At 33.5% G+C, this 22,830-nt stretch carries 19 protein-coding genes and 1 tRNA gene; 8 read left to right on the top strand and 12 right to left on the bottom strand.

Features of this window, described 5'->3' with window-relative positions; genetic code table 11:
* Positions 1 to 17: 17 nt before the first annotated feature.
* The 4 genes from K1X16_RS13285 to K1X16_RS13300 form a co-directional block, all read right to left on the bottom strand.
* Entirely contained in the window at positions 18 to 641 is a 624-nt protein-coding gene (locus tag K1X16_RS13285; RefSeq protein WP_262902580.1) for an SCO family protein, read from the bottom strand.
* A gap of 140 nt (positions 642 to 781) precedes the next feature.
* Positions 782 to 1,564 (bottom strand): formylglycine-generating enzyme family protein, encoded by a 783-nt coding sequence (locus tag K1X16_RS13290; RefSeq protein ID WP_225036747.1) that lies wholly within the window; start codon positions 1,562 to 1,564, stop codon positions 782 to 784.
* A 10-nt stretch (positions 1,565 to 1,574) separates the two neighbouring features.
* Complete coding sequence (gene nirK, locus K1X16_RS13295) at positions 1,575 to 3,014, bottom strand: copper-containing nitrite reductase (RefSeq protein ID WP_225036748.1); 1,440 nt, start codon at positions 3,012 to 3,014, stop codon at positions 1,575 to 1,577.
* Between the two features lie 132 nt (positions 3,015 to 3,146).
* Positions 3,147 to 3,692 carry an alpha-ketoglutarate decarboxylase gene (locus K1X16_RS13300; RefSeq protein ID WP_225036749.1) on the bottom strand — a complete coding sequence of 182 codons (546 nt, stop codon included), beginning with the start codon at positions 3,690 to 3,692 and terminating at the stop codon, positions 3,147 to 3,149.
* A 114-nt stretch (positions 3,693 to 3,806) separates the two neighbouring features.
* Here K1X16_RS13300 and K1X16_RS13305 point away from each other — a divergent pair, with 114 nt between their 5' ends.
* Both K1X16_RS13305 and odhB read left to right on the top strand, forming a co-directional pair.
* Entirely contained in the window at positions 3,807 to 6,584 is a 2,778-nt protein-coding gene (locus K1X16_RS13305; RefSeq protein WP_225036750.1) for a 2-oxoglutarate dehydrogenase E1 component, read from the top strand.
* 70 nt (positions 6,585 to 6,654) lie between these two features.
* Positions 6,655 to 7,914: a 2-oxoglutarate dehydrogenase complex dihydrolipoyllysine-residue succinyltransferase gene (gene odhB, locus K1X16_RS13310; protein ID WP_225036751.1), complete on the top strand. Its 1,260-nt coding sequence runs from the start codon at positions 6,655 to 6,657 to the stop codon at positions 7,912 to 7,914.
* 535 nt (positions 7,915 to 8,449) lie between these two features.
* Here the strand turns inward: odhB and K1X16_RS13315 are convergent.
* The 8 genes from K1X16_RS13315 to K1X16_RS13350 all read right to left on the bottom strand — a co-directional run bounded on the left by K1X16_RS13315 (position 8,450) and on the right by K1X16_RS13350 (position 18,460).
* Complete coding sequence (locus K1X16_RS13315) at positions 8,450 to 9,079, bottom strand: response regulator (protein WP_225036752.1); 630 nt, start codon at positions 9,077 to 9,079, stop codon at positions 8,450 to 8,452.
* Between the two features lie 81 nt (positions 9,080 to 9,160).
* Complete coding sequence (locus K1X16_RS13320) at positions 9,161 to 9,601, bottom strand: retropepsin-like aspartic protease (RefSeq protein ID WP_195871145.1); 441 nt, start codon at positions 9,599 to 9,601, stop codon at positions 9,161 to 9,163.
* Complete coding sequence (locus K1X16_RS13325) at positions 9,589 to 12,174, bottom strand: CHAT domain-containing protein (RefSeq protein WP_225036753.1); 2,586 nt, start codon at positions 12,172 to 12,174, stop codon at positions 9,589 to 9,591. The genes K1X16_RS13320 and K1X16_RS13325 overlap by 13 nt, the downstream gene beginning before the upstream one ends.
* Before the next feature lie 15 nt (positions 12,175 to 12,189).
* Positions 12,190 to 12,717 (bottom strand): DMP19 family protein, encoded by a 528-nt coding sequence (locus K1X16_RS13330; protein ID WP_225036754.1) that lies wholly within the window; start codon positions 12,715 to 12,717, stop codon positions 12,190 to 12,192.
* Positions 12,718 to 12,733: 16 nt separating this feature from the next.
* On the bottom strand, positions 12,734 to 14,683 hold the full coding sequence (locus tag K1X16_RS13335; protein ID WP_225036755.1) for a PKD domain-containing protein: 1,950 nt from the start codon (positions 14,681 to 14,683) through the stop codon (positions 12,734 to 12,736).
* A 187-nt stretch (positions 14,684 to 14,870) separates the two neighbouring features.
* Positions 14,871 to 15,902: a hypothetical protein gene (locus tag K1X16_RS13340; protein WP_225036756.1), complete on the bottom strand. Its 1,032-nt coding sequence runs from the start codon at positions 15,900 to 15,902 to the stop codon at positions 14,871 to 14,873.
* A gap of 76 nt (positions 15,903 to 15,978) precedes the next feature.
* Positions 15,979 to 16,416, bottom strand: coding sequence for a hypothetical protein (locus K1X16_RS13345; RefSeq protein WP_225036757.1), 438 nt, complete (start codon positions 16,414 to 16,416; stop codon positions 15,979 to 15,981).
* Between the two features lie 160 nt (positions 16,417 to 16,576).
* Positions 16,577 to 18,460 (bottom strand): T9SS type A sorting domain-containing protein, encoded by a 1,884-nt coding sequence (locus tag K1X16_RS13350; RefSeq protein ID WP_225036758.1) that lies wholly within the window; start codon positions 18,458 to 18,460, stop codon positions 16,577 to 16,579.
* Positions 18,461 to 18,583: 123 nt separating this feature from the next.
* Between K1X16_RS13350 and K1X16_RS13355 the strand changes: the two genes are divergently transcribed.
* From K1X16_RS13355 to K1X16_RS13380, 6 genes are all read left to right on the top strand, one after another.
* A complete protein-coding gene (locus K1X16_RS13355) occupies positions 18,584 to 19,165 on the top strand; it encodes an RNA polymerase sigma factor (RefSeq protein WP_195871152.1) in 582 nt (193 codons plus the stop codon).
* Positions 19,166 to 19,169: 4 nt separating this feature from the next.
* Positions 19,170 to 19,916, top strand: coding sequence for a hypothetical protein (locus K1X16_RS13360; protein WP_225036759.1), 747 nt, complete (start codon positions 19,170 to 19,172; stop codon positions 19,914 to 19,916).
* Between the two features lie 99 nt (positions 19,917 to 20,015).
* Positions 20,016 to 20,783: a TatD family hydrolase gene (locus K1X16_RS13365; RefSeq protein ID WP_225036760.1), complete on the top strand. Its 768-nt coding sequence runs from the start codon at positions 20,016 to 20,018 to the stop codon at positions 20,781 to 20,783.
* Positions 20,784 to 21,812 carry an asparaginase gene (locus K1X16_RS13370; protein ID WP_225036761.1) on the top strand — a complete coding sequence of 343 codons (1,029 nt, stop codon included), beginning with the start codon at positions 20,784 to 20,786 and terminating at the stop codon, positions 21,810 to 21,812.
* Positions 21,813 to 21,895: 83 nt separating this feature from the next.
* Positions 21,896 to 21,983, top strand: a tRNA-Ser gene (locus K1X16_RS13375).
* Between the two features lie 77 nt (positions 21,984 to 22,060).
* Entirely contained in the window at positions 22,061 to 22,825 is a 765-nt protein-coding gene (locus tag K1X16_RS13380) for a MotA/TolQ/ExbB proton channel family protein (protein ID WP_225036762.1), read from the top strand.
* The last annotated feature ends 5 nt before the right edge of the window (positions 22,826 to 22,830 follow it).

Consider the following 22,830-nt stretch of genomic DNA (forward strand, 5'->3'; position numbering starts at 1 on the left):
AAAACCTCATAGGATGCTTATTTGGTTAGCTCCAGAATGGTTTCGATAGTTTCTTTGTTATTAACACCTAATCCTTCTTGTTGGTGTTTTAGTTCGCCTCCAGAATTAAACACACTAATAATATTTGAATGTGAAAAATCTATGGGAGAAATCTCCTTGTATTTTACAGAAAGGACATTAGCAAATTCGCGAACACCACTATCTGTACCTTGTAAAAATGTCCACTGTTCACCATCCATTGCGTTTTCAATAGCAAAAGCTTTTAAGCGTTCTGGTGTGTCTGTTTCCGGATCAATAGATACTAATGCAAATTGTACATTTTTAATATTTTCAGCTGGAATTTGAGCTTCAATATTTCGCATGTCGGCTACTAATCTTGGGCAAGCCGCTTTACAAGACGTGTAAATCATTACCATGACTAAAGTTTTTCCTTTTAAATCTTCGAGTACAATTTCATTACCTTCTTCGGTATGCCATTTACTGGTTAAGTTGAAAATTGATTCCTCTGAAATTTCATTGGTTTCTAATTCTTTTGAATCGTTTTCAAGTTGTTTTAAATCCATTTTACACACAGGACAAGTGCCTATTTCATCATAAGTTTTGTCGCCTTCACATTGCATAGGGCATTGGTAAGCGGCCAATTCGTGTTCGGTGTTTTTAGAGTGGTCAGATTTACAAGATGTTACAACGACCAGTAGTAAAAACGTTGATAGTATTAGTCTTATATGTTTACTCACGTTTTTCATAGTAATTACCTTTTCGTGATTTTTATTTACAATTATCATTTCGTTTCTTCTTTAATATCTTGAACACAGCGAAAGCCTAAGTTTTTCATGGCGTATTTAGCTTTTAAACTGCCTCTTGTGGCATAGCGCATAAAGGCTGCATAATTCATTAAATCGGTTGCGTTTATAGCTGCACTTCCACAAAATAGGTTGTTGTCATTATCCATGTCTTTACGAGACTCACCTGTGATTAAAACCGAATTAAAATCTAGCGTCCACTCCCAAACCAAACCGTGTAAATCGTAAACTCCCCAAGCATTCTTAGGGGTTTCACCAACGGTATTTTCTTTGGTTCTTGGCGCTTCGTACCAGGCTAATATTTTTTCATTATAAGATGGTTTTATACGTGCATCTTTGGTGGTTTCATCTGCCATCGCCACATATTCCCATTCATCTACTGTTGGTAAACGTTTGTCTTGGCATTCGCAGTAAGCTTTGGCGGCAAACCATGATACATAATTGACCGGACTTTTAGGATTGATAGCGTCGTTGGGTTCTAAATCGTTTTTCCAATTAGTTAAATAACTTTTGTCTGCAAAAAGCTTTACAACTTTAGATTTTGTCCACTTTGGATTCTCTTTAAGAAATTGCTGATATGCTTCAATAGTTACAGGATAGATATCCATTTTAAAATCCTGGACTTCCACAACTGTAGAGTCACGACCGTATAAAGGAATGTATCGGCTACCTTCAATGACAGCCATATCTTCAGCTTGCCCAAACATAAAGGATTGTATCGCCAAGCTTACTAAGAACAAACTAAAGATTTTGGTTGTCATAATTTTGAGTTTATTGGTTTTTTACTTTTTCAACCATTTCTTTGGTGACTACTTCTTTAGAATTTCCCCAACTGTTATAGACGTAAGTTAAAACGTTAGCTACATCGTCTGAAGAAATCATTTGTTTGGTCATAACACTGTTATATGTGTCTCCATTAACTGTAATTTCACCACTTAATCCATTGACTACAACACCAATTGCACGATTAACATCAGCGTTTAAATAATCTGAGTTTGCCAACGGTGGAAATGCATTAGGAATACCTTGACCTTCTGATTGGTGACATGCAAAGCAGGTTTGCATATATACTTGTTTACCAAATTTCATTTGTTCATCAAATGATTTTGCCGGAATTTCAGATTCTACAATTTCGTCAGTTGTTGGCATGTTTTGTATACCGGGACCTTCAGGCAAATAAATTCCTTCTCGTATTTCACCAGAATAAATTTTCTTGTCCTCTTCACCTTCAACATTTAAGATGCCTAAAGCTCCTTTATTAAAGGCTCTAAAAATGGAATGATCTACTAAAACTAATGAACCTGGTACATCTACACGAAACTCTACAATAGAAGCTCCACCTGCAGGTATCAATGTAGTTTGAATGTTTTCATTTATTAATTCACCACCTTCTACATGTACTTTATCAAATATCTCACCAATTACATGGAAAGAAGAGACTAAGTTAGGACCTCCATTACCCACATAAAGTCTAACAGTTTCACCAACTTTAGCGGTTAATGCATTATCTCCAGTTAATCCATCGACGCTTCCATTAAACACAACGTAATCGGCTTTTTCGTCAACTGCTTTCTGCATATCAAAAGGTTGTAATCCACGTTCACCATTTTTGCCTTTGGTGTAAAAATCACCTTGCATCACGTAATATTCTTTATCTACTGGTGGTAATCCGCCTTCTGGCTCAACAAGAATTAATCCGTACATACCGTTGGCAATGTGCATACCAACTGGTGCTGTAGCACAATGGTAAACGTAAAGTCCAGGATTTAAGGTTTTAAATGAAAATGTTTTTTCGTGTCCTGGTGCTACAAATGAAGATTCTGCTCCACCACCTGGCCCTGTAACCGCATGTAAATCGATGTTGTGAGGTAATTTATTATCTGGATGGTTAGATAATGTAAATTCCACTTCGTCACCAACGCGTGTTCTTATAAAGCTTCCAGGTACAGAACCACCAAAAGTCCAATACATGTATTTTACACCTCCTGTTAATTCGCCCTCTTGTTCAAGAATTTCCATATTAACAATGAGCTTTTTGGCTTTTCGTCTTCCTACTGGTGTTGGTACATTAGGAGGACTTGTTAATTCTGCGATCATTTCTCTACTTACAGGAATTTCTGCGGTATTAGAGGTGTTGTCTGTTTTGTCGTCGCTCTTACAGCTGAGCATTGCTAATGCTAAGAGTAAAATAATTGGTTTTAGTGTCTTCATTGGTTTTAATTTTTTACAAAAATAATTGAGATTTAATGTATAAAAGATGATAATTATCATATTTAGGATAAAATTGTCCTAATTAAAAATAACGTGCATCTAAACTATAAATTATAAAATACAAATTATTTTTTAAAACCTAAAACGGACAAAAGGCATCCAAGCTTCGGAATATATACTTTTATCTTTGTCGTAAAGGACATCATACCTAATACCAATAGTGACATTGCCACTCGAATAACCTGCTCCTATAAATAGGGCAGGATACCAGTATTCTTCATCACCAAAAGAAGTATATCCATCGTCAAATTTGCGGCTCACATGTAGTTGTTCAAATTCTGTTGAAATCTGAACTTCGCGATACGGATTGAATAGACCAATAAGACTTCCGCCTAAAACAGTAGATTTAAACACATCTTTTTGGCTGCTATATGAGAAGTTAAGACCAATACCAGTGGCGACGTAAGGGTTAAATCTGTAAAGTGCATTTGGTGCTAAAGATCCGCTAAAAAAGCCATCGCCAAAATTTAAACCAATACCTCCTCCATATTCTACGTGGCTCCAAAAACTATTCTTATTTGCAGTATGTTCTTGAGCGAATGATAATAATGCAGAAAAACATATTAAAAATGTACATAGTGATAATTTAATTCTGCGAAAATCCTTCAAATTTGTCATAGCTTTATTTGTTCTATTCAATATGTTATAAATATAATAAATCCTTATCTATATTTAGTAAAAGTTGTATTTTTGACTAAATTATGTTGAAACGACAACGTCTCAAAAAGTAAAATGGATAAATATTCCTTTCTCAACGCGGCACATACAGCATATTTTGCTGATTTATACGACCAATACTTAAAAAACCCAGATTCTGTAGAGCCTAGTTGGCGCGCCTTTTTTCAAGGTTACGACTTCGGATCAGAACGCTATGGCTCAGATAATGAGGTTTATGAAATAGAACCTGGACAGGTTTGTATTCCACCTGAAGTACCAGAACAACTTCAAAATGAGTTTAAAGTATTAAAACTTATTGATGGCTATAGAAGTCGAGGCCATTTGTTTACTAAAACAAATCCGGTTAGAGCACGACGCAAATATGCGCCTACACTCGAGGTTGAAAACTTCGGATTATCACAAGACGATTTACAAACCAATTTCTCAGCAGGTGAGGTTTTAGGTTTAGGATCTGCTACTTTACAAGATATAATAGACCATTTAGAAACTATTTATTGTGAGTCTATTGGTATTGAGTATATGTATATTAGACAACCTGAAGAGATTCAGTGGATTCAGAAAAAGCTCAATATTAATAACAATCATCCGCAACTCTCTGCAGATCAGAGAAAAGTTATTTTAAAGAAATTGAATGAAGCTGTTTCTTTCGAAAACTTTTTGCATACTAAATATGTAGGTCAGAAACGTTTTTCTTTAGAAGGAGGTGAAGCTTTAATACCTGCTTTAGATGCTTTAATTGAGAGTGCTTCTGGCTATGATGTAAAAGAATTTGTAATGGGAATGGCACATCGTGGCCGTTTAAGTACCTTAACAAATATCTTTGGTAAATCTGCAAAAGACATTTTTAGTGAGTTTGATGGTAAAGATTACGAACAAGAAGTTTTTGATGGTGATGTAAAATACCATTTAGGTTGGACGAGCGATCGTGTAACGGATTCTGGCAAAAAAATAAATTTAAATATAGCACCAAACCCTTCGCACTTAGAAACCGTTGGAGCTGTTGTTGAAGGTATTGTTAGAGCTAAACAAGATGATAAATATTCAGATAATCCCTCTCAAGTATTACCAATCATTGTTCATGGTGATGCTGCCATTGCAGGACAAGGTTTAGTCTATGAACTAGTGCAAATGGCACAATTGGAGGGGTATAAAACCAACGGCACAATTCATATAGTTGTTAATAATCAAATAGGATTTACGACTAACTATTTAGATGCACGTTCTAGTACGTATTGTACAGATGTTGGAAAAGTAACACTATCTCCTGTATTACATGTTAATGCAGATGACGCTGAAGCTGTAGTGCACGCCGCATTATTTGCTTTACATTTTAGAATGAAATTTAAGCGCGATGTCTTTATTGATATGCTTGGTTATAGAAAATATGGGCATAATGAAGGTGATGAGCCTAAGTTTACACAACCATTATTATATAAAGCGATTGCTAAACATAAAAATCCGAGAGATATTTATGCAGAACGTTTGTTGAAAGAAGGTGTTATTGACAAGGATTATGTTTCCAAAATTGAAAAAGAGTACAAAGATAGATTAGAAGAAAAGCTTGAAGATTCACGTAAAGTAAAGAAAACAGAGATTACACCATTCATGCAAAACGAATGGAACAACTTTACAACAGCTCAAGAAGATAAGATGATGCAGCCTGTAGATACAGCATATCCTAAAGCGTCGCTTAAGAAAATTGCACAAACGATCTCTAATTTACCTGACGACAAGAAATTTATTAGAAAAATTCAGCGTTTAGTAGAATCAAGACAAACGATGTTCGATGAAGATCGTTTAGATTGGGCTATGGCAGAGCATTTAGCTTATGGTTCTATTTTATTAGATGGTAATGATGTTAGAATTTCAGGACAAGATGTGGAGCGTGGTACGTTTTCACACCGTCATGCAGTAGTAAAAGTAGAAGATAGTGAAGAAGAAATAGTTCTTCATAATAAAATTAGCGATAATCAAGGGAAATTCTATATCTATAACTCATTGTTATCCGAATATGGAGTGGTTGGTTTTGATTATGGTTATGCTATGGCAAGCCCTAATACATTAACTATTTGGGAAGCACAATTTGGCGACTTTAGTAATGGCGCACAAATAATGTTAGATCAGTATATTTCTGCAGCAGAAGATAAGTGGAAATTACAAAACGGATTGGTGATGTTATTACCTCATGGTTATGAAGGCCAAGGTGCAGAACATTCATCAGGACGTATGGAACGCTATTTACAATTATGTGCTAAGGACAATATGTTTGTAGCAGATTGTACAACACCAGCAAACATGTTCCATTTATTACGAAGACAGGTAAAAGCTGACTACAGAAAGCCTTTGATAGTATTTACTCCAAAGAGTTTATTACGTCATCCAAAAGTGGTTTCTACTGTAGATGAATTTGTAAATGGAAGTTTCCAAATGCTTATTGACGATGCCACTGCAAAGGCAGATAAAATAAAGTCTTTAGTCTTTGTAACAGGTAAGTTTTATTACGATTTATTAGAAGAGCGTGAAAACCTAGAAAGAGATGATGTTGCTTTAGTGAGAATTGAACAATTATTCCCTTTGCCAGCCGATGGTATGCGAGCTATAATTGAAAAATATAAAAATGCAGAAGAAATAGTTTGGGCTCAAGAAGAGCCAAGAAATATGGGAGCTTATGGGCATATGTTAATGCATTTTGATGAAGCTAAACAGTTTAGAGTTGTAAGTAGAAGACCTTATGGTGCTCCTGCAGCAGGTAGTTCTGTACGTTCTAAAAAACGACATAAAGAAGTTATTGATTATGTTTTTGATAAAACAAAAGATAATAAAAGAAAGTAAAATTAGAGTATCACACAAGGTGCGATAAAAATAAAAACAACGTAAAACCATAGGTTATAAATAAAACGATATGATTTTAGAAATGAAAGTGCCTTCGCCAGGCGAATCAATTACTGAGGTAGAAATTGCAGAATGGTTAGTGCAAGATGGTGACTATGTAGAAAAAGACCAAGCCATTGCTGAGGTAGATAGCGACAAAGCAACTTTAGAGTTGCCAGCAGAAGCTAGTGGAACAATCACACTCAAAGCCGAAGAAGGTGACGCTGTTGCTGTAGGAGCCGTTGTGTGTTTAATCGATACAAGTGCTGAAAAGCCTGAAGGCGATGCTCCTTCAACCTACGAAGGTGGTGATGAAGGTGGTGATGACAAGAATGTTGCAGATGATTTAAAGAAAGAACAAGAGCAAACACCTAATACTGGTGAAAAAGCTGAAAATCCTGCGCAAAAAACATATGCATCAGGTACAGCAAGTCCTGCAGCGAAGAAAGTATTAGCCGAAAAAGGCATTGATGCTAGTGCAGTTTCTGGTTCAGGAAAAGACGGCAGAATCACTAAAGATGATGCTGTAAAAGCAGTACCATCTATGGGAACTCCAACAGGAGGAAACAGAAGTTCTACACATAGTAAAATGTCAATGTTGCGTCGTAAAGTTGCTGAACGTTTAGTTGAAGCTAAAAATACAACAGCGATGTTAACCACATTTAATGAGGTTAATATGACACCAATATTTGAATTGCGTAAACAATACAAAGAAGATTTTAAGGCAAAACATGGCGTAAGTCTTGGGTTTATGAGTTTCTTTTCTTTAGCTGTAGTAAGAGCACTAGAAATGTATCCTGCAGTAAACTCAATGATAGATGGTAAGCAAATGTTAACTTACGATTTTGTAGATATTAGTATAGCCGTTTCTGGACCAAAAGGATTAATGGTACCGGTCATTAGAAATGCTGAAAACTTAACATTTAGAGGAATAGAATCTGAAGTTAAACGTTTAGCACTTAGAGCTAGAGATGGTGAAATTACTGTAGATGAAATGACAGGTGGTACGTTTACCATTACTAATGGTGGTGTTTTTGGTAGTATGTTATCGACGCCAATTATCAATCCACCACAAAGTGGAATTTTAGGAATGCATAATATTATTGAACGTCCAATTGCAGTAAATGGTAAAGTAGAAATACATCCTATGATGTACGTTGCTTTGTCTTATGACCATAGAATTATTGATGGTAAAGAGTCAGTAGGATTCTTAGTAGCCGTAAAAGAAGCATTAGAAAATCCAGAGGAATTATTGATGGATAATAATGTAAAGAAAGCTCTAGAGATGTAAATCTAGAACACTATAAAAAAAAGCGCAATCTCATTGAGATTGCGCTTTTTTTTGCTCCTAATAGAGCACCTAACTAAATTAACTAAAGAAATTAACAGCAATATTGGCTGAGATAACAATTATTGAACTAACAATTAATAAGATCATAAACACTTTGTCACTTTTTGAGGTAGGTTCATTTTTCATTGCTTCCATATTCTTATTGTGTTTTATATAAACTCTGAATTAATTAATAATCCAGAGTTTATAAGATTTATTTGTATTGATTAATAGCTGATGTAAAGTTGCAAATAATTATAACACAATACAATACGTGACTTTACGTATTTTTTAAATTTCTTTAAAAGAAAAAGGCCTTGAACAAAAGTTCAAGGCCAATTAATCCCTAAGAATTAATCAATCCTAATTTTTTAGAATTAACTAATAGCAAATTTATATGTTACAACCCCTACATTTGTAACATGGAGTAAAGGTCTGAAAAAATATAATATAAAACTATACGTAACTTTACGTATATTTTGAAAAATATTTTGAATTATGTATCAAAAAACGCTGAATTCTCTTTAGCCCATATTAATAGACTATTTTGTTTCCGCTCTAGTTTTAGTTTTTTTATGATGTTGCTCTTATGTTTTTCTACTGTTCTTGGTGAGATTAAAAGTAGTTCCGCGATTTCTACTCCAGTTTTGTTTTGTGAGATGAGCTTAATAATTCCTTTTTCGTGATTTGTTAATGCGTCAAAATTCTCAGGTAACTCATTTAATTCTAAATACTTTAATAATTCTGGACTAAAGTAAGAATTGTCTTTTATAACAGCAGCAATGCAGTTTTCAATTTCTTCAAGTGCAAATTCTTTTAAGACATAACCATAAATATCCATTGTTTTTGCATCATAATATGTCTTTTCATCTTTTTCAAACGTAATAAGAACTATTTTGGTTGGTAGTTTTTCATTTTTGCATTTTTCAGCAATTTGTAAACCTGAAAGAAAAGGCATTTTTATATCTAGGATGGCAATGTCTGGTGTATGAGCTTTTATAAGTGTTAAAGCTTCTTTTCCATTTTTTGCACACGCTAAAACATTATATTTTTTTTCAATTAAAAAATCGTGCAGACCTTTTAGGACCAAGGGATGGTCATCTGCTATAATGATAGTAGGATTCATTTTTTGCTATTAATGATTTTAAAGGTACTAAGAATCTTTATCATATGAAATTTCTTATACTTATTTAACTGTAATGTCATATTATAGTTTTAAATACAAGTATTTTTTCTCATAATCTATGATGCCTTTACCTTTTTTTAAGATATCTGCTCCAATAATGCCATCAACAGGATCTGCATTATGATTAACTAAACCTGTATTAACGTGTGATAAATTAAAAAGGATTAATGCCACACGTTTTCTTTTCCATTTTCCAACTTTAATAGCATTAGATGTAGAGATTTGCGTCAACATGTCAGATGCTCCTGCGCCAACGGCTTTTATTTCAGAATCTTTTACGTTGAGGTTAAAACGTTCAATAGCTTCAAAACCAACACAGCTGCTCGATGCTCCTGTGTCTAAAATAAAACGCCCTTTGACACCGTTAATAGTGGCTTTTATTTCAAAATGATTGGTTTTTGTAAGCTTTAATTTCACCTTAGAATAGCCTTTTTCTATAAGGAAGTCCTTTAACGTTTCCATGTTTTTCGTTTAAATATTAATAACCAACTTAAGAATGCAATTATCAAGCCTAAGATGATATAGAGTATGAGATAATCACTGTTTGAAGCTTTCGGTTCTGTTAAGTCACCAAAATAGACAAAAGCACTCCAATAATAAGGCGATTTTTTTATGTTAGAAATATCAGGATTTTTTAAATACGTTAATTTAGAGTCTTGATTAGCTGCAAAGGCAGATTCCGTCTTTTTAAGGTCGCTATAAAAACTAGACATTAATTGAGATGTGGATAAGTCATTTATTTTCCAAAGCGAAACCAGCAAATTAGAAACACCTGCATATTTAAAACCACGAGCTAAATTCATACTGCCTTCGCCTTTTTGAAGAATTCCAACTCCTGTTTCACACCCACTTAAAACAACTAAATCGTTGGTTAAATCGAGTGTGTATAATTCTTGTACTTGTAGTTTTGAATCTATAAAATCGATATTAGCAGGTGTTGTAAAATTGCCACTATGGGCATGCGTAGAAAGATGTAAAATACTATACTTATTAATTTGTGCTAGAACATCTTGCTTGGTTGCATCATTATACATTAAAAACGCAGTATTAATTTCACTATCAATTTGTTCTGCTTCGTTTAAGGAATATGTAAGTTTTAACGGACTATTATCAAAAACAGGAAAAACACCCAACGCAGAGTTGCTAAATTGATAGGGTTTTGTTTCCAAATAAAATGCAGTACTTGTATGATAAGCTATTCGATGTTGCTTCACCAGAAATGGCATTTCTGAATAATTTGAAGTTGTTGTTTCTTGCGTTAGTAAACTTTCAAAAGGAATAAAGTTTAAAATACCATCAGCTACAATTATTAGGTTTTGGTAGTCGCTAATGGCATTCAATTTTAATAATTCATAAAGTCTAAAAGCATTATGTGTAAACTGAGAAATGTTATTATTAATGACCGAAGCATTTTCAAAATAATCTATAAATGTTGATATACTTTCTTGTTTTGAAGTTGATAAATCTATACGATTAAAATCTATATGCTCTGGTGAGAGTATAAATTGAAATAATGCATTTTTACCATAAAAATAAGTGACTAAACTCGCTTCATCTGTTTTTAATTTCGATTTTAGGTTTTTAATATTGATAGGTTTCGAATAGTTAGAAGGAAACCTTTTGCTGATGGAATCTTGCAGTTGTTTTAGCGCTGTACTTGTGGTAATAAGTCGTAATTGTAAACTATCGCGTTCTAATAATTGAGCTTTGTTTACAGGTCTATTAAGTAGTCTGTTAGTAAATTGTTGTTGCTGTTTTAGTAAGCGCTGTTCTTTTAAAAGCAGACTGTCTGTAGGCTGTTGTTCTAAAAGTGTTCTTTTGTTTGTGTACCATTTTAAGGCCAAAGCTTTATGACGTTCGGCATAGTTAAAAGCACGAACTGCATATATTGGATCTCCCTTTTCTTGATACATGTCATATAATAAAGCAATACATTTTTCACTTCGGTCTTTGTTAATGCTTGCACTGAGAATATAACTTTCTTGACTTGTTTGGTCTTGCGTTAGTAATTGAGATACATAAAAACTTAAATCGTAATATTGTAATGCGTTTTCGGGTTCGGTTTGTAATGCTGCATACAAATCAAAAATATCTATAAAAGTGTTTTCTGGATATAAATCGGAAGTTTTTGGTAGATCAATACCATTAAAATTAGGTAATAAAATCGCCAAGCAATTTTTTAGCTTTGCAACAGCTTTATCATTTTCGTTACGTTTAAAATGTAATTGAGCCTCTTGAAAACTGAATTGTGCTCGGTTTCGTGCTGAGGTGAGCTTGTTTATTTTTAAAGGTTTTATCTGGTTAAGACAGCGGTAGGCTAATTCGTAATCTTCATTTTGTAATGCAGTTTCGTACGTAAGTTGAAGTTCTTCAATGGTCCTAGTATTAAATCCGTTAATGATAAGATCGTTTTCTAATAACAAACGTTTTTGATCCGTTTCTAAAAGCAATTCACTTTTTCGTTTTATATAATTTAGGTTGCGTTGTTGCTGTTTTTTTAAGGCTTCAATTTGTAAGCCTTTATTCACGATAGCAATGACTTGTTGGTGTTTGCTTAAAGATTGGTAGAGTTTCGCTAAATTAATATAACCAGAAATTTGCTGTTCCTTATTATTTTGCTTTTCCGCAAGTTGAAGGTAATAGCTTATAATCTGTTCTGCTTTTATATAGGCATTGGTTTTGTGATAAAGAACCCCAAGAGGAATAAGGCAATAGTCTACAATATCATAAGAATAAATTTTATGCGTATTATAAAGCTGATGCGCTTTTTCATAACTGTTAATCGCCTCCTTTTTATGGTTTATTTTGTTGAGGTAATAGGCTTTATTAACGAGTAAATTTATAAAGGCGTAATACTCATTTTTGGTAGTGAGTTGTGTTTCAAATTGAAGACTGCTTTTATTCAGTTCATCTAAACCTCCCTTAGTTTGGTTTTTATTAAACGTTTCTGTGGCCACATAAATAGATTCTTCCAAATCTTGAGCAAAACCAATTCCTGCGATCAACATGACTATTAATATGATGCCTTTTTTCATTTATTAATAAACGTGTTATTGTTTAAAATCAGCTTTATGGTTAATAACATAGGCTATCAATAGTTCGGTTAAATCTTCATGGTATTCATAAAATTCTAAATTGCATTTATTCCATACTTCTTCAGCTTTTTCTTCAATCAGTTCTAACTCGTTTTGTCTTTCATATCTATTTTGAGGAATAATCCCGTTTTTAAACTCTGCATTAGCTCTTTTTATAATTTCCGCTGTTTTTTTCGCTCCAATTTCCAAAAGAACATTCACAGTTTCTTGACTAAAATCTCCACTTGAGTTAAAATAGAACTGACCAAATCCACCATTGTTTATTTCCCGTTCTAAATTTTCTACTAAAAAGAAAGTCTTTTGTGATGCATTCAGCTTTTCAATTTTTTCTCCATGCTCAGACTTTTTATTTAGATAGGTGTCAATTTCCATAACAATTAAATCTCGATTTTTATATGTCAAGATTTTTTCTAAATCAAAATTTACTTGTGCATTTGTATTGGCAATGCATAAGGATGATATGTAAAATAGCAGTTTTTTCAAGTTATGATTATTAGTGTTAAAATTTCCAAATCGCATAGAGTTGTAAATAGTTGTAATTGTCTTCAATATTAAAAATATAACGGGCTCCAAGACTTGGGCCAATTCGCGCAAAGCCAGCAGTGGCTTCAACTAAAAAGCCTTTTCTAAAATTGGTAAACGATTCAGTAAGTTCTTCATTGGTATTTATGGTATTAAAAACAGGTGCATCTGGTCCTTGGCCTTCAAACTGTTCTATAAAAACAGATTGTTCTTGTTTCTCATTAACTGAAATGGTACCAACAATTCCGGCTCCTAATCCAATGTAATTATTTACGTTGTATCGTAGTAATACTGGAATTTCCCAATCAATATTACTATAACTACTATTTGTTGTAGTACGTTGATAAAATTCAAATCCTGCAGCTCCTTCTACAAAGCCTTCTTCAATAGTGGTATTGCCATCATAAGAATGCAAACTATTTAATAACTCAACTTGCCAATACCAGCGATACGATTTATAAGGTGAAATTGTAGCACCTAAAAAGTAGCTTTCAGAATTTCTAAGGTCTGCAAACGAGTTGTATCCTGCTTTTGCTCCAATGGAAATACCTGGTAAAAATCGGGTAGTGGAATAGTTTGTAATTATAGGATCGTTTTTATCGAAAATAATAGCGGTTCTAGATTTGGTTTTCTTTTTATGAAAATCATCAGAAAACTTAATGCGATATTTTACAAAGCCTTTGGTAGAATCATAAACTTTTACATTCTTCTGCTCACTTCCTGGTAAATAGATGTTTTTAAAGGTGAAAATGGCTTGTTTTTCAGTATAAGTAGTGTCGAGGCAACTGTATTGAACGTCGTATTTGGGGCAGATTTTTACTTTAGGATACATATCTAAAACCTCAATAGATGATTTGTCAAACATATCTGGAATATCCGTTTCTAAACGAATAGTACGTGCTGGTCCTTCGCCATTATTCTGGAATCTAATTTTGAATTTTGGACGCTTATAACGTACCAATCTATAATTCAAAAACGACGCATTCGACGACATTTTATTAGGGTCGTGAGAGGTTACAATTTCCATTTCCATGTCTTTTACATGGTGATTATCATAACTATCATCTGGTACATAAACACCTCTTACAGAAATAATAGCTGAGGTATCTTTTAGCATTTCTTTGGTAGTTTTTAAACTGTAAAAGACATGCCGTTCTTCATTGGGTTTCATGTTGTCAAAACTGAGTTGGCTCGAATTTCGATAGGCAAACTTAGCATCATCTAAAGTCTTTGGTAAATTCTTTCGAACTGTTGTGTCTTGCTGTTGGGTTTTTAGTGTTAGTAGATCATCTTCGGCTGAGGCATAATACACATCAGAATCAAACTTTGAAGAAAATACAAGATCCTCATTTATTTCGCGCTCATTGTGATAGGCTCGCGTTTCTATAAGGTTGAAGTTATCTGCTTTGAATTTCGCTTCGTTATAAAACAGGAAGAATTTTCCGTTGGTTGTATAAGATTTAGTGTTTTTATAACTGAAAACCACTACAATATCTTCATTTGGTATAGGTTCTCTATTTCGCTGAAGGTTTAAGGCGCTATCCATTGAAGCTTCATCTTTATAATCTTCGTTGGCATTATTAACCTTTATTTTTTTAGGTCGTGTTGTTGGTGGTTTTCCGGTATCGTAATTATTGGTAGCCCATAATCTTACGGTATAATCTCCGTTGTTTTTATACGTTTTTTTAGGTGCTGCCTCTTTGCTAAACGTGCCATCTCCAAATTCCCAAAAATTGGTGTAAAACGCTTTTGGTGCGCCAGCAATTTGATTGAGTTCTGGGGCGTCTGCCTTAAATTCAATTTCATTTCCAAGACTTTTGTGCTCAATGTTAGCAGTTCTCCGTATGGTATCCGTCGCAACGTTGTTTTGGGCAAAACCAAAAACGGAAACGCTAAAAGTGATATAAAATAGGATTGTAGGTTTCATGTAGTGTATAAATTTTTCAAAGGTGGCGAGGTTAACGTTCAATCATTTTTTTGGATGATATAATTTTAAAACAGGCCTGTTTGATAGCATTAAATTTAAGCATTAAAAATTAAGCTCATTTACAGATAGCACAAAAAGTCAGAAAAATTAATTTCTGACTTTTTTTAACTAAGTAGGTCAATTTGACTTATGGTAAACCATTCATCAATGCTGTCAACGAAGCTTCCGAGCCTACTGTAGTCTCCCCTAAATAAAAAGTTATAATATCGTTTTCTTCTATAGTTACTGGTTTTATAGCGTATACCCATTCGCCTTCAGATTCAGATACAAATATGACATGACACTCTAAACCAATAGGGATTTGTCCGTAATGTTCACTGAAAATATTTAAAGAGGCATCGTAAGTATCTAATTGTGCTAAGGCTGGTAATTCACCATCGTAAGACAAATAAATAGCACTGTTTTGATTGTCGTAACCTGCAGGTGGTTGCACTTGGATTGTTGTTTTTGGTCGTGGATCGTTATAGAACTTATCTACATTTGTCCAACCAAAACCGTCAATAATTCCATAATAGTTTTCGCCTTCTAAAAATAAGCCTCCATCTCCATTCGCGTTTTCTTCATTTTCATCCCAAGCTAAGTTACCGTCAGCATCTATTTCACCTGTCCAAAGCGTCATATCTGGATCTGGTCCACCTGTTAAATCCGTAGGAATCATTAATTGGAAACCACAATTGGTGTCTAAAATTGTTCCATTTTGTGTTGCTTCTACAAAGAATTCTCCACCTGTAATTATTAAGGTCTTATCACCATTTGGTAATTTTCCCATAGTAGGTTTGTTGGTGGTTAACATGCTGCCTTTTTCAAAAATTTCAACATATTCTAATGTGACGTCTCCAGTAACTGGGTTGCCATTGGCTGTTAGGCAGTTGGTATTAATGTTAATTTCAACACCATTTTCTGAGGTTAAAGAAATATAACCATTGTCTGCATCAAAATTAAACATTTGAGTATGGTTACCCATGGCAATGTCTCTGATGTCGGCAAATTCTTGGGCTGTAGGTGGCACATCATTTTGAAATCCATCATCTGCATCATCAGGGTTGCAACTAGTGGTGAGTATTGAGGTCATTAATAATAGGGCAAAAAGGCTGAATACGTTTTTACTTAAAATACGTTTCGTACTTGTTTTAATGTAAATGGTTTTACTTGTTTTCATAATTTTAAAATTTATGGTTATCTATCGTTATATAAACAGGGGTATAAAAGTGTTACCCTGTTTTTAAATTTTTCTTTTATAAATTTTTGCTTGCAATAACTTTATAAGTTATAATGTCTCCTTTGGCAGCTAAAGAAATCATTCTTTTAGCAGCAGATTGAGATGATGCAAAGCCTTCTGATTTACCAAAATTGCTTTGAACTTTCCAGAAGTAAAGTCGTTTTGATGTGTCTTTTGCTTCAGATCGTAAAACCTTATAGCTTTTAATTTGCTTTTCTACAATAATATCGCCAGCGCTGAATAAACTAATCATGCGTTTTGCAGCTTCTACGTTTAATGATGTACCTTTACTTGTTCCGTTTTTAGTAATAACTTTCCAATCATAAACTTCTATGATGTTGTCTGTTGTAATTTCTAATGATGTGTCATTAGTTGGGATTGTGTTTTTTGTTGTAGCGTTTAAAGTTGTAAATCCTAATACTACGGTTGCGAAAATTAAAATTGTACGTTTCATAATTGAGGGATTTTAATTACTGTTTTGTTCAGTTTTGTTGCACTGTTACACCCTTATATCAAAAGACCTTTTAAATTGTTACCCTTATTTTTATATTTTTTATAAAAAAAAGCTACTTCGATTAGGAAGTAGCCTATTTATAAGGGTTTATATTGTGTAATTATTGTTTAATTATTTTCTTTTGATAGGTTTTTCCATCAATTATAACCGTGGTAATATATATGCCAGTAGGCCATTTTTTTACAGTAACAGTTTCTTTTTCTGATGATATTTTATTAGAATAAACCTCAATGCCTTTAACATTTTTTATGCTAACTGCTTTTGTTGCCGTTGAACTAAAATTACTAAAATCTAGAGTTAATTCTTCTTTTGCAGGATTCGGAAACGTTGAAAAGTTAACTGGTGCTTCCTCTCTGATGTCCATCTGATCATCTCCAAACGTTAAACTGTATTTGTAAACTTCATCGACCTCTTGAGGATTGCCTATAACAACGATATCGCGTTTACAGCAAGTGACCTCAAAAAAGATTTCTGTTGAGTCCCATGGTGAACCTACAGCTAATTTAAATTTATAGATTTTTCCAGGTCTTAAATGATATCCAGGTGGTAAAAAGTCGACAATATTTATATTGTTTGGTGCTTGGGTTATTGGCGTTACCCATGCAGAATGTAATACTAAGGTATCAGTCCAAGATACAGGGTTGAATTCAGTTAATTCTACATAATAACGATCTTCACAGCTACTTAGCGATCCATCTACTAATAAATTATCTACCAAGCATAATTCCGTTACATCTAATGGACCATATTTCGAAGGGTATTGGTTTACAGCATTTGGATATCTAAATTTTGCAACTGCAGTAGCTCCCATGTTTGGTCTACAATCTTGACAATTAAATAATTGATGGTAACTTTGGTAGGTGTGCGATAACGGATTTGCTCCAAGTTTTCTGTCAATTCCAGTAATTACGAATTCACAATCATATATAGCTAGACTTTCTAAATGATTCTTAATTTTATTACTAACACTAAACTCATGTATTAAACTATTACTCGAGTTATATAGATTTATCTTATAATCTGGATAATTAATACTTCCATGGTTTTTACTAATTAGTAATCTATTATTAATATCTATATCTACAAAGCCTTTTGAATATTGAAAAATACTACTTCCTCCAGAGTTTAAATATTTAACTCTAAAGTCTACGAATGGATAAGAGGTAGACGTGTTAGCATTGTAAAACACCTCCCAATTAGATCGTAAGGCAATTTGATTATTGTCTCTTTCAAATCGACTTCCATATTCTGTATAATGAGAATATTGAGAAGATAAATTAAAACTACTAAACGGGCTAAAAGTAGGATTGTAAGTATAGCGTTTAATATGTAATTCTGATGAGGTAATACTACCTAATGAATATCCTACTACAAATTTTGAATCTTTCATATCCATTTGTATACTAAATGGACTTGAATTAGAAATTTTTGGAACATTGCTTATTGGCAAATACCCTTTATAAATCATATTTCTAAAAATCTTAACTTTTGCAAGTGTACCTTCAACACATCCAATTAGGACATCTCCATTTGGTGCAACTTCAATATCTGTTACGTTAGTATTATTAGCAACTTCAATTCGCGATCCTATTAAGGCACCTGCTGTGTTGTATTTTTTTAGATAAGTTCTAAAGGTGGTGCTTCCTGGAGATGTTCGGTCTACATATAAAACGTAAACATTGTTGTTGTGATCTAACCTTACCCTTGTGAATCCATGATAAGTTGAAATAAGTACTTGTGGAGATGTGGATGCAAAGGTATTGCCGTTATAAATTTTTAAATAATTGGCGCAATCTTCACCACTTAACCAATAGGCAGAAGCATAAAAGGCTTTGTTTTTGTCAGAGGTAGAACTTACCCAATTGCTTATTGAAGCAGCCACAGAACTAGTTTGTACTCCTGGAGTTAGCTCTCCTTGTGCATTTGCAAACCCAAAAAAGGATATGAGCATTAGCACGATGATTCTTTGAATAGAATTTTTCATAATAAAAGATTTAGTTGTTAATAAATGGATACCTTACCCATCTATTAATACATCAAAAGCTTTTGAAATTTGTTACCTTATTGTTGCAAAGTTTTTTTTAAATTCGTTGAAAATAAAGGGTTCATGAGCGAAAAAAAATTACACGAAGATCAGAAGTACATTGATGGCTTAGCCGAAAACAATACCTTTATTATTCAGGCTATCTATGATAAGTTTGCACCTAAGGTGATTAATTATATAAAACAGAATAGTGGAGATGCTTATGATGCGCAAGATGTTATTCAAGAAACTATTATTACCATATATAACCAAGCTAAACAAAAAAAGCTGCAATTAACCTGTCCGTTTGAGGCCTATTTTTTCTTGCTCTGTAAACGAAAATGGTTTAATCAACTAAAGAAAAGTAGTCGAAAAGAGGTAACAATTAATGAAGAGGTGTTATCTAAAGATGACGATGCGCAAGTATTATCTTTTGAAACCTCAATTTTTGAACACAAACAAGCCCTATTTAATGAGATGTTTCAACACTTAGGAGATGCTTGTAAAGATTTGTTAAAAGCGACCTTTAAAATTAAATCGATGGAAGAAGTCGCTAAAAGTCTAAACATTTCCTATGCTTATGCACGAAAGAAAAAATCCTTATGCATAGGACAGTTGACCAAATTAGTACAAGCCTCGCCAAAATTTAACCAACTTAATTATTAAAGTTATGGAAGAACAAGATTATTTACAGTTTGAAGCTTATCTCACAGGAGATTTATCTCAGGACGATCTGCTTGTTTTTAACGAGCGATTGCAATCCGATTCTCAATTTAAAAAAGCCTTTGAGGTTTATAAAGATATGTCTGCTCATTTAGAGCATGAAATTATGAATGAACAAGAAATATCTGACTTTAAAGCTAATTTAGATGTTATATCTAACAAGCATTTCAACACAACAGAAAACAGTGACAACACGATTGAGACCTCACAAAAGTCGAGTTTTTACAAATATGCTATGGCTGCATCTGTGGTTATTTTATTAGGCTTCTTTATTTTCAACCAGTTTGGCAAGCCTAAATATGAAGATTACAATACGTTTGATCCTATAAGTTTAACGGTGAGAAGCTCAGAAAATGCTAATTTTAGTACAGCAGAGCAAAGTTTTAATGCTCAAAATTATGAAGACGCCATCAAAGCATTCAACACCATTTTAGAAAACGATTTTTCTAATTTAGAAATACAACTCTATAAAAGTATGGCTTTGGTGGAAACAGATCAGTTTCAAGAAGCAGATATGTTACTAAACAAACTAACCAATGGCAATACAGCGTATAGAAATAAAGCCAAATGGATATTAGCTTTAAGTTATTTAAAACAAGATAAAACAGCAGCGAGTATAAAAGTTCTTCAAACGATTCCTGAGGATGCTGAAGATTATACATCTGCTCAAGACTTATTGGATAAGTTGGATTAAAATTTTTAAATGTAAAACGATACCAAAGTCTTATTCACTTTAACATAAATACTAAATTGAAAGTCATCAAATCCAAGATGACTTTTTTACTTTTGCAACATGATTATTACAGATACACATACCCATTTATATAGCGATGCTTTTGATGTTGACAGAGCAGAAATGATACAACGTGCCATTGATGCTAATGTGACGCGATTTTTTATTCCTGCAATAGATTCTACGCATACTGAATCTATGCTTCAACTCGAGAAAGATTTCCCAGAGCATGTTTTTTTAATGATGGGTTTGCATCCAACCTCTGTAAAAGATAATTACAAAGAAGAGTTACGTCTTGTAGATGATTTACTAGCAAAACGAGAATTTTGTGCCATTGGAGAAATAGGAATCGATTTATACTGGGACACATCAACACTAGAAATTCAGATTGAAGCTTTCAGGCATCAAATAAATTTAGCAAAACAATATCAGTTGCCTATCGTTATTCATTGTAGAGAGGCTTTCGATGAAGTTTTTGAGGTTTTAGAAGCGGAAAAATCCGATGATTTATTTGGGGTTTTTCATTGTTTCACAGGCACTTTAGAACAAGCCCATAAAGCCATTTCTTATAATATGAAATTAGGCATAGGTGGAGTGGTTACTTTTAAGAATGGTAAAATAGATCAATTTATTAATCAAATAGACCTGAAACACATTGTTCTAGAAACCGATTCGCCCTATTTAGCACCAAAACCATATAGAGGAAAACGAAATGAAAGTTCCTATATATATAAGGTGTTAGAAAAAATGTCGCAACTTTACGGAAAGAGTGAAGCAGAAATTGCAGCTATTACTACTGAAAATTCAAAAACTATATTCGGAATTTAAATGACAAAACAACCACATATTTTACTCATTTATACAGGAGGTACTATTGGTATGGTAAAAGATGCGGATAGTGGAGCGTTAAAAGCATTCGATTTTAATAGTTTACTTGTTAAAATTCCAGAATTACGTTTATTAGACTGTACTATTGATACCATTTCATTTGAAGAACCTATAGATTCATCCAACATGAATCCTAAATATTGGGGTGATATTGCAACTATTATAGGTGATAACTATTCTAAATTTGATGGTTTTGTGGTTTTACACGGTAGCGATACTATGAGTTATTCCGCATCTGCGCTTAGTTTTATGTTAGAAAACTTGGCAAAACCTGTAATTTTCACAGGCTCGCAATTACCTATTGGAGATTTGCGTACAGACGCGAAAGAAAATCTAATTACGTCTATACAAATGGCATCCTTGCAAATTGAAGGTGTACCAGTAATAAGAGAAGTAGGTCTTTATTTTGAATACAAATTATATAGAGGGAATAGAACCACAAAACTAAATGCCGAACATTTTGAAGCCTTTGAGTCACTCAATTATCCGCATTTGGCAGAATCTGGAGTCCATTTAAAGGTAAATTATAAGCAATTGTGGGAACCGACTCCAAATAGTGAATTGATTTTACGCACTGCAATGGATACTAATATAGGAGTGCTAAAATTATTTCCAGGAATTTCTAGACCCATTTGTGAAGCCATATTAACGAGTAAATTAATAAAAGGACTTATTATAGAAACTTATGGTGCTGGTAATGCCACAAGCGAACCTTGGTTTATAAGCTTATTGAAAGCTGCTATAGCTAATGGATTGCATGTGATTAATGTTACCCAATGTGCTGGAGGCAGCGTAAACATGGGGCAATACGAAACGAGTTCGCAATTAAAATTAATAGGTGTGATTTCTGGAAAAGACATTACTACCGAAGCTGCAGTTGCCAAATTAATGTATCTTTTAGGAGAAAATGTTGCAAAAAATAAATTCAAGACTATTTTTGAAACGTCCCTAAGAGGGGAAATGTCCTAAAAATAAAAGAAAATAACACTTTTAATTTTAGTGTTTGAAGATTTTTTTGTTATTTGGCACAATGTAATTTGAAATAAATTTAGAGAGAGGTGGCCGAGTGGTCGAAGGCGCACGCCTGGAAAGTGTGTATACCTCAAAAGGGTATCGAGGGTTCGAATCCCTTCCTCTCTGCTGATATTTATCGCAAGAGTTACATATTTTTTTTTTACCTTTAACACTTTAACTAATAAAATTAAGAATTAGAACAAATGAAAAGACTATTTTCTATCCTTGCCATAACATGTTTAATGGCTATCGGAACTGTTAGCGCCAATGCAACAACATTCGCAACCACAACAGCAACTGTAACAACTGTAACTCAAGATGACGCTGCGTCTGAAGATTTGAGTTTCCATCAAGAATTAAAGAAACGTTTTATCGAAGGTGGTCCAGGTTTTATGGGCATTGTACTATTATGTTTAATTCTTGGATTAGCGATTGCTATTGAAAGAATTATCTTTTTAAACCTATCGACTACAAACACTAAAAAATTAACTCAAAATGTAGAAGATGCACTTAACTCAGGTGGTGTTGAAGCTGCAAAGGAAGTTTGTAGAAATACAAAAGGACCTGTTGCTTCTATATTCTATCAAGGTTTAGACAGAGCCGATGAAGATATCGATGCTGCTGAAAAAGCTGTAGTAGCTTATGGTGGTGTTCAAATGGGACAATTAGAGAAGAATGTATCTTGGATTTCATTATTTATCGCACTGGCACCAATGCTTGGTTTCATGGGTACAGTAATTGGTATGATTCAAGCCTTTGATAAAATTGAAGCCGCTGGTGATATGCAACCTTCTTTAGTAGCAGGTGGTATTAAAGTAGCACTTTTAACAACGGTATTTGGACTTATCGTAGCGATTATACTTCAAATCTTTTATAATTACATCATTGCTAAAATTGATAGTATTGTAAATGATATGGAAGATGCATCAATCACATTGATGGACTTATTAGTAAGACACAAAAAATAAAAATT

Origin of the sequence: Winogradskyella sp. SM1960, from assembly GCF_020179375.1 — a bacterium.
Classification (GTDB): domain Bacteria; phylum Bacteroidota; class Bacteroidia; order Flavobacteriales; family Flavobacteriaceae; genus Winogradskyella; species Winogradskyella marina.

Excerpts from the sequence above, each read along its gene's own strand:
- K1X16_RS13290 (WP_225036747.1), bottom strand. The coding sequence starts at position 1,564 with ATGACAACCAAAATCTTTAGTTTGTTCTTAGTAAGCTTGGCGATACAA.
- nirK (WP_225036748.1), bottom strand. The coding sequence starts at position 3,014 with ATGAAGACACTAAAACCAATTATTTTACTCTTAGCATTAGCAATGCTC.
- K1X16_RS13300 (WP_225036749.1), bottom strand. The coding sequence starts at position 3,692 with ATGACAAATTTGAAGGATTTTCGCAGAATTAAATTATCACTATGTACA.
- K1X16_RS13305 (WP_225036750.1), top strand. The coding sequence starts at position 3,807 with ATGGATAAATATTCCTTTCTCAACGCGGCACATACAGCATATTTTGCT.
- odhB (WP_225036751.1), top strand. The coding sequence starts at position 6,655 with ATGATTTTAGAAATGAAAGTGCCTTCGCCAGGCGAATCAATTACTGAG.
- K1X16_RS13315 (WP_225036752.1), bottom strand. The coding sequence starts at position 9,079 with ATGAATCCTACTATCATTATAGCAGATGACCATCCCTTGGTCCTAAAA.
- K1X16_RS13320 (WP_195871145.1), bottom strand. The coding sequence starts at position 9,601 with ATGGAAACGTTAAAGGACTTCCTTATAGAAAAAGGCTATTCTAAGGTG.
- K1X16_RS13325 (WP_225036753.1), bottom strand. The coding sequence starts at position 12,174 with ATGAAAAAAGGCATCATATTAATAGTCATGTTGATCGCAGGAATTGGT.
- K1X16_RS13335 (WP_225036755.1), bottom strand. The coding sequence starts at position 14,683 with ATGAAACCTACAATCCTATTTTATATCACTTTTAGCGTTTCCGTTTTT.
- K1X16_RS13340 (WP_225036756.1), bottom strand. The coding sequence starts at position 15,902 with ATGAAAACAAGTAAAACCATTTACATTAAAACAAGTACGAAACGTATT.
- K1X16_RS13345 (WP_225036757.1), bottom strand. The coding sequence starts at position 16,416 with ATGAAACGTACAATTTTAATTTTCGCAACCGTAGTATTAGGATTTACA.
- K1X16_RS13350 (WP_225036758.1), bottom strand. The coding sequence starts at position 18,460 with ATGAAAAATTCTATTCAAAGAATCATCGTGCTAATGCTCATATCCTTT.
- K1X16_RS13355 (WP_195871152.1), top strand. The coding sequence starts at position 18,584 with ATGAGCGAAAAAAAATTACACGAAGATCAGAAGTACATTGATGGCTTA.
- K1X16_RS13360 (WP_225036759.1), top strand. The coding sequence starts at position 19,170 with ATGGAAGAACAAGATTATTTACAGTTTGAAGCTTATCTCACAGGAGAT.
- K1X16_RS13365 (WP_225036760.1), top strand. The coding sequence starts at position 20,016 with ATGATTATTACAGATACACATACCCATTTATATAGCGATGCTTTTGAT.
- K1X16_RS13370 (WP_225036761.1), top strand. The coding sequence starts at position 20,784 with ATGACAAAACAACCACATATTTTACTCATTTATACAGGAGGTACTATT.
- K1X16_RS13380 (WP_225036762.1), top strand. The coding sequence starts at position 22,061 with ATGAAAAGACTATTTTCTATCCTTGCCATAACATGTTTAATGGCTATC.